This window comes from Butyrivibrio sp. WCE2006 (assembly GCF_000701985.1).
GTDB lineage: Bacteria > Bacillota > Clostridia > Lachnospirales > Lachnospiraceae > Butyrivibrio.
The window spans coordinates 6,242-12,260 of record NZ_KL370846.1; the positions used below are offsets into that span (position 1 = coordinate 6,242).

Annotated in this window: 4 protein-coding genes and 1 pseudogene; 1 reads left to right on the forward strand and 4 read right to left on the reverse strand. The window is 38.8% G+C overall.

The annotated features are described in order from the left end of the window. Positions 1-117: 117 nt before the first annotated feature. The 4 genes from T501_RS22340 to T501_RS19670 all read right to left on the reverse strand — a co-directional run bounded on the left by T501_RS22340 (position 118) and on the right by T501_RS19670 (position 1,899). Entirely contained in the window at positions 118-252 is a 135-nt protein-coding gene (locus T501_RS22340) for a hypothetical protein (RefSeq protein WP_442856401.1), read from the reverse strand. Between the two features lie 7 nt (positions 253-259). Beyond that, a complete protein-coding gene (locus T501_RS22445) occupies positions 260-385 on the reverse strand; it encodes a hypothetical protein (RefSeq protein ID WP_255347462.1) in 126 nt (41 codons plus the stop codon). 369 nt (positions 386-754) lie between these two features. Then, entirely contained in the window at positions 755-1,411 is a 657-nt protein-coding gene (locus tag T501_RS19665; protein ID WP_156094547.1) for an IS630 family transposase, read from the reverse strand. Beyond that, entirely contained in the window at positions 1,381-1,899 is a 519-nt protein-coding gene (locus T501_RS19670; protein ID WP_044917269.1) for a helix-turn-helix domain-containing protein, read from the reverse strand. Before T501_RS19670 ends, T501_RS19665 begins: the two co-directional genes overlap by 31 nt. A 414-nt stretch (positions 1,900-2,313) precedes the next feature. On the opposite strand from T501_RS19670, the pseudogene T501_RS20570 reads away from it, so the two are divergent. Continuing rightward, positions 2,314-6,019, forward strand: a pseudogene (locus tag T501_RS20570) (hypothetical protein); the annotation flags it as partial.

Genomic DNA, 6,019 nt, shown 5'->3' on the forward strand with positions numbered 1-6,019 from the left:
TTGCCATCAGCGGGCCGGTATGCAAGATAGTTTGCTAGAAAACACCATGATTTCGGATTGTATACTCCACCATTCGTTCATGAAATTAGAATCCCTATAGAGTATTCATCTTCAAGATTATTCCGTAATAAGTTTTTTCTCCTTCAGGATTTCCGTTACTTCATCCACAGAAACATGCGACTTTAGGGCAATTTCTTCTATAGGCATTCCATCCTCAAAGCGTGCGATTACTTTTCCTTTAAGTTCTCCCATGGATATTTTAACGGGCAGCTTTTTCAAGACCTTCATCAAAGCCTTCACCAAAGCCTTCATCAAATCCATACTTGCGATCTAACATACTCTGATACTCTTTATCATATTCTGTCAGAACCATATCATTACCCATTTTTATAAGCTCCTTATATCAAATCACTGATCAGGAGGTTGTACAGGCAACATCATTATAATACCTGCACGTCGATCAGTAAGCTTTGCCAAGTCCGATAGAATCTTGCTAAATGGACTTGCTTGGCTCGAATCAGGCTAAGATACATCGTCAAGCGCTCCGATCAAATAAAAGACAACCCCATCTGAAGTAATTATTTAAATATAATCAAAGTTTCACCTATATTTTACCATATTCTGGCAAAATTTACTTAAGTCGTCGCCTGTCTATTCAGTGGTAATTAATTATCATTATATCGAAAAAGATAGCATAATAGTTATCAATCTAGTGTACTGACATGTTGACAATTAATCAAAGTCGCTCCCTGCCTTAAAGGACAGGGTACAGCGATTTGAGTTTGATTCTTGCATCAGATGTTTTGAATTGCCAATCTACAGTTGCTTTATTTGAATTACGCTCATCTTCCCAAGTGCTGAGTTCTTTTATAAGCAAATCAATATTTGATATCCGTCGTGATAGGCACTGCTTTGTCATAACATTGAGTTCTATTTCGGCAATATCAAGCCAACTTCCATGCTTGGGAGTATAGTGTATCTCTAACTTTTTTAATATCCTGCGAGCTTCTGCAGGAGGAAGGAGTTTGTATAGTGATGCAGGTCTATGTGTGTTCAGGTTATCCATAACAAGGACAATCTTTTTTACATCAGGATACATAACGTCAACAAGGTACTTGATTTCCTCAGCCCAATCTGTAGCTGTACGATGCTCTCGTACGCTGACATGATGGTTACCACCTAATGGCTCTATAAATGCGAATATGCTGCATGTTCCGTTACGTTTATACTCGGAATCTATGATAGCATCATTTCCTGGTCTCATCGGAAGAGGTTTTCGTACTTCTCCGAGCAGTTGATATGGCTTTTCATCCATGCATACTACTGGGATATTGGGATTATAAGCCCGTTCATAGACATCAAGTACATCCTCCATTGCGGCTACGAATTCCGGGTCGTTTTTCTTCGGGATGCAGTAGTAGGAGTTTTTGTGAGGTCTAAGTTTGTTTTTTTTAAAGCCTTACGGATTGCTTCTCGACTTATAGTCTCATCAGTATCCAGGACAACCTTGAGTTCGTCTTCCAATAAACGGATTGTCCACCTGCTGTGGCCCTCTGGAGCAGGACTACACGCTATTTGGACAAGATGTGCTTCGATTCGACCGTCAACTTTACGACGTGAATTATTGGAATTCTCGTTTCTTTTGAGGCCTGTCAAGTAATCCATACCTTTTGTAGCATAGCCTTTAACAGTATTTGATACTGTTGCATGGCAGACACCATTGGATTTATAGCATTGTTCGTAGGAGTACATTTTTCCATGGTTTTCATCTAAATCAAGGATGATCTGGCATCTTGTCCTAAGTGTCTTACTTGTGCCTTTCTTACGAATGATAGACTTGATACTTTTGAATTCTTCATCAGTGAGATTTATGTGATATATTTTGGGTCTGCCTGCCATTGTTATGCCTCCGAGCTTTTTCTTTTATTTTATCAAGAAATGGCTCGGATTAATAGAGATAATTTGATTAAATATCAACATGTCAGCACACTAGTGTCAGCGATTACTTAAAATTATTAAAAAGGATTACCTTTGAAAATGGCAAGCTTCTTACTCCTACACTTCTAAACTTTTCTCTGATTTACACCCAAAACACATATAAATATCTATTTGAAGTATATGAATTGAAAAGCCAGTAAAACACTGGTTTTCAATATAAAAGTTACGACAAATTCAGCGACTTTTATTTCTGAGAGAATTAACGATTCTTACTTTTAAATTATTAACGAAAAATCGCCAATTCTCTCAGGGGTAAAACTCCTGACTTTGTCGCGACAAAGGACAAACACATTTCATATGAAAGGGGAAAACTTTATGAAGAAAAACAAAAAGTTATGGTCATGGGCACTGGCCGGTGCTTTGGCCGTAAGTAACTTGAGTACAGTGGCGATGCCTTTCACAAGTATTGTGGCGCAAGCAGCCAGTGTGACGGGAGCGACTACAACGTCTATTACATTGGAAAACAAAAATGCTTATGTCGAAAATACTGATTACAAGGTAGATTTTATCTTATCAAAAGCCTTAGACCCAGATGATGCTAGTGATGATAAGGATAAGACAAAAATCGGAATAACCTTATCGAAAACAAAATTAACTGCAATTCCCGATGGAGCGGTGATCGCAAATACTTTTGCAGCAGCCTCTATTGCAGTGACTGCAAACAAAACATATGAAGGTAATAGCATCAATTTAAGTAGTGCCAAAGATGCAGCTGGACAGTCATTAGGTGTTGATAAGTATTATGTTCAGGTTTGGAATTATAAAGCGGATGATACAAAGGCTAAAAATATATCACTTCTAGGCACAGCTAATGATCAATTGACATTGAGCAAAGCTCATTTTGACAACGTTGCGATTACTTCAACAGATACAAGCCTATCTAATGCACAGGGGTCAATTACAGCTACGGTTAAGGCTGATCTGAAAGTAGCAAACAAATCTGAATCAACTACATTCAAATATGTAGTAGTTAATGAAGATAATTATGAATTATATATTGATGAAGTTACAAACAATACAGTTGCTTCTACTGGTAATGAAATATTAAAGGACAATAACTTGTTAAAGGCTAATAACTTTGAAATCGCTGGAGGAACGACTGAAAAGGACACGAAAAATGGTGAATATATCAAACAAGAAATAGTCCTTACACAGATAGGCAGTGACCCTACTGAAGGTGAAACTTATTATTTGATAGCAGGCGAAAATACTGCAGGTGTTGATGTAACAGGTACACTTACATCCGAGCCTGTTATAGGTGTTTATCCTTTCACTGTATCGGCAATTGACGGTAAGAATTTTACAATTGGTACAGATCTAAGTACTGATAAAGAGCATGTTACAATAAACGGAACCAACGTGACTGGAACGGCAGGGACCATTGCAAACCTTTATCTTGGAACAGATGTGCAGTTGAAAGCATATGTGCTGAGTGATGATGGTAAAACTTATGAAGAAGCAGATAGCACAAAAGTAAAGTGGTATTCAACTAAGCCAGCTTATGCTACGGTTGGAGAAAATACTGGTTTGGTAGAAGCTGTGAAGGAGAAACCCGGTGCGGATGTTGTTATCTATGCCACATATAAACCATCTACAGGTGATATTATAGGTGGAGATAAATCAATTAGCGTTACATTTACTAATGTTTCCGAGGACGTAGTTACACTTGAAACTACTAATGCAAACACCTATCTTAATGTTGAAAATCAGATCATTGCAAAAAATATTGCAGGTGATGATATTACAACTGATGTTGAGTGGTCTGTTGATAAGGAAGGTGCTACTGCGGTAGGTGGTAAATTTATAGCTACTAAGCCTGGAACATATAAAGTGACTGCTAAGTATGCCTATGCAGATGATGTGGATATGAGCATAACAGTTGATGACAAGACATTAGCTGTTGCTTCAAAGACTGGTTCAACAAAGGTTGGAAATAATAATAGTGCACTCGATAGTGCTACAGCAGTGACTGCTGCTAATTTAGTTGTTGGAGATACAGCTAATCTTGTTGTAAAGCTTGATGGAGTGGATGTATCTAAGGATAAAGATACTAAATATGAAACTGATGATGCAGATATTGCGTATATGAAGGATGGCGTTATTTATGCGGTTGGAGAAGGTATCGCGAATATCTCAATCAGTAGGACAGATAGCAGCAATAAACTTACAATTGTTGTGACAGTTAGTAAAGTTGCCGTAAAATATGAAGTATTTGATAAAAACACCTTAACTGGTGATGGAGTTTATTATGTAGGCGATAAAGTTGAGCTTGGTATTTACGCTGATGGCCAGCTTATTGATCCTGACGATGTAACATGGGCAACTAATGGAACAGGTGCATCTATTACCAATAAGGGTGTTCTTACAGTTAGTAATGCAGCTGAGTCAAATAAGAAAGCTACAGCTACAGCGTTGAAGATTGATGGAAAAACTATTGCTGGACCATTTACATTTACTTATGATGTTTTAGCAAAAGATACTGTTGGTTTTTCATATGTTGACAATGTAACCAAGAAGGAAGTTAATGTAGCAGCAGGCGGTACGGTAGCTCTTGTAGAAAATAGTACAAGAGCTTTCAAGGTTAAGTACAATGGCAAGGAAATTGAAGGAACATGGAGCAAATCTGGTACAGGAGCTACTACTGTAAATTCTAAGGGGCTTGTTACTGCTAAGAGTGCAGGAACTAATACTGTGATATTTACTCCTTCTGATAGCACAATAAGTTCCCAGACATTTGAGGTTAGTGTTGCAGCTGCAACAATAAAAGTGATCATAGATGAAGGCACTATAAAAGATGTTACTAACACACTATTTATTGATGGAAATAGTGATAATACATACGATGATGGAGAAGGTGTTGCTGTCGCTGTTAATGGTTCCTTAAATCTTTCGGTAATTGATGAGACAAGTGGTGAAGACATTACAGACTCTACCACATTCACCACAACAGATACAGATTATATTTCTGTTGGGAAAAATACCGGTGTGATTAGTGGTATTAAAGCAACAGCAAATGATGTAAGCGTTTCAATAACACGTGGCGCATCAACTGCCAAGACACTTAAAGTAAAAGTTTTAAGTACAATAAAAACTGAATCTATTGTATTGGATAAGACAAATATTACTCTTACAGTTGGTGATGAAAATGAAGTGATTACTGCAACAGTAAAACCTGTAACTACAGTGGATGAGCTTATATGGACATCAGATGATATTGATGGGAAAATCATCAAACTTATAGATAATAATGATGGCACTGTAGATATTGTACCTGTAGCAGTAGGTACCGCGACTGTAACTGCAACTTCCGGCGAATTCACAGCCGATTGTATAGTTAATGTAGATGAGACCGAAGAACAGGCTAATACAAGAGAGGCAGCAGAAAAGGCAGCTGGAGTAGCAACTGAGGCAGCAAAGAAAGCTAATAATGCAGCTGAAGCAGCAACATCAAATCCTACAGCAGAGACAATAGCTGCAGCAAAGGCAGCTGCTGAAGAAGCACTCGTATCAGCTAAAGCCGCTGAAGAAGCAGCAGCAGCTACAGATGATGAATCAGCTAAGAAAGCAGCAACTGACGCAGCAGCAGCAGCTAAAGAAGCAGCTAAATTAGCAAACGCATCAGCAGATACAGCCCAAAAGAAGGTTGACGAAGCTAAGAAAGCAGCTGCGATCGAAGCTGCTAATGCAGCAGCTGAGGCATCAAAGGCAGATCCTACAGCTGATAAGATCCAGGCAGCTAAGAATGCTATCGCAGCAGCAGTAGCAGCAGGCGCAGAGGCTGATGATCTGACAGCAGCAAATACAGCATTGAAGGCAGCTGAAGATGCTAAGAAAGCCGCTGAAGAAGCAGCTAAACAGGCCGAAGAAGCAGCTAAGAAGGCAGAGGAAGAAAAGAAACAGCAAGAAGAGCAGAAGAAGCAGGAAGAGCAGAAGAAGCAGGAAGAGCAGAAACAGGCTGAGGAACAGAAGAAAGCTGAAGAGCAGAAAGCAGCTGAAGAAGCAGCTAAGTCTGACGGTTCTA